Origin of the sequence: Streptomyces sp. NPDC005195 (assembly GCF_040608315.1) — a bacterium.
Taxonomy (GTDB): domain Bacteria; phylum Actinomycetota; class Actinomycetes; order Streptomycetales; family Streptomycetaceae; genus Streptomyces; species Streptomyces kaempferi.
In genome coordinates this window covers 1-1,745 of sequence record NZ_JBEXHZ010000300.1, presented here as the reverse complement: position 1 = coordinate 1,745, position 1,745 = coordinate 1, and the positions used below count along the sequence as shown (strand labels likewise).

General features: G+C 73.5%; 1 protein-coding gene and 1 pseudogene. One reads left to right on the top strand and one right to left on the bottom strand.

All coding sequences use genetic code 11. From position 1 onward, the window contains the following. Positions 1-241 (bottom strand): annotated as a pseudogene (locus tag ABZV34_RS39150) (hypothetical protein); the annotation flags it as partial. A 215-nt stretch (positions 242-456) separates the two neighbouring features. Here ABZV34_RS39150 and ABZV34_RS39145 point away from each other — a divergent pair. Continuing rightward, the coding region (locus ABZV34_RS39145) for an amidohydrolase family protein (protein ID WP_356287966.1) at positions 457-1,745 on the top strand (1,289 nt) is incomplete at its 3' end.

Genomic DNA, 1,745 nt, shown 5'->3' with positions numbered 1-1,745 from the left:
CCACCCGCCGGTGCCGGATGCCGGTGCGGCGGCGGATCCACTCGTCATCGGTGTCGAGGACGGCGGCCAGGTCGTCGTTGGAGACCACCGTGGCGGGCACCGAGCTGCCCAGCCCGGCCACGACCGCCGACCGCGGCCCGAAGGGACCGGGCGCCGGGGGGACGGGCGGCCCGGACCGCGGCTCCGCCCGCGAACTCTCCTGCTCGTACGGGCCGTTCGACCCGCTGTTCACTGACCTCACGCCACCTCACCTCATCGCGGTAAGCGCAACGGGAACGAGCATGGAGCACCAAAGCCCCCTGAAATCAGCGGAGTTGACTCGCCTAAGCGAACTTCTACACTCTCGCGCCGGACCTGGGACGCGGTCCTCGCACCGTGTGTCCTTGGTCGGTGAGACACCAGTGACCGGCCGCTCCCACTGTCCGGGCCGGCGGTTCAATCGATGGGGGTCCCTCCATGATCCGTGTTGACCATGCCCGCGTCTTCGACGGCGAACGGGTACGGGACGGGATCTCCGTACTGATCGACGACGGACTCGTGGCCGCGGTGACACCCGCCCCGGAAGCGGACGCCTCCACGGACCCCCGGGTGACCGAGGTGATCGACGCCACCGGCCACACCCTGCTGCCCGGACTGATCGACGGACACACCCATGTCATGGGCACCCTGTACAACCTGCGGCTGGCACTGGCGTTCGGAGTCACCACCGAGCTCGACATGTTCAGCTTCCCGCCCGCACTGACCGCCTGGCTCTGCGACACCGCGGCACGCACCGACGACGTCGCCGACCTGCGCAGCTCCGGAACCGTGCTGTGCGCGGCCGGCGGCCACCCGGCGGCCTCGATGCCCTTCCTCCCCTCGCTGGCCGGCCCCGACGACGCACAGGAACAGGTGACGGCACGCCGGAAGGAAGGCGCGCACCACATCAAGATGATGTTCGACGACGGCGGCCACCACGGCGCCGACCTGCCGACCCTGGACGGGCCGACCGCGCGCGCGGTGACCGCGGCGGCCCGGCGGGAAGGCCTGCTGACCGTCGCCCACGTCGCCGACGAGAAGACGGTACGCGCCGCGCTGGCCGCGGGAGCCGACGCGTTCACCCACGTCCCCGTGGCGGCACCGCTGCCCGAGGACCTGGTCGCGCGGACCGCGGCGGACGGCAGGTTCGTCATCCCCACCCTGGCGATGATGGAGATGTCGAGCGGAGCGCGCGGCGGACGCGCCCTCGCCGACGACGACCGCATCGCCGCCCACCTGCCCGCCGACGCCGCCGCCGCGATCAGGAACGGCACCGAGGGACTCGCCGTGACCGTCCCGGCCCCGGACCTCGACTTCGCCCACGCACTCGCCACCGCACGCCGGCTGCACGAGGCCGGAGTGACCCTGGTCGCGGGCACGGACGCCAACAACGCGCCGGGACGGGCCTGCCCGGTGGTCCACGGCGCCGCACTGCACCGCGAACTCGAACTGCTCGTGGCCGCCGGACTCACCCCCGTCGAGGCGCTGCGATCCGCCACCTCGGCACCCGCCCGGCTCTTCGGACTCTCCGACCGCGGGCGGATCGCCCCCGGCCTGCGGGCCGATCTGCTGCTCGTCGAGGGCGACCCCACCACGGACATCACCGCCACCCGGGCCATCCGGCGCGTCTGGCGCCGCGGAGTCCCCTTCGACCGCGAGGGGTTCCGCGGCGCACGGCAGACCCCGGCACGCCCTGTGCCGCTCCCCGCCCGGCCCGGGGCGCAGGC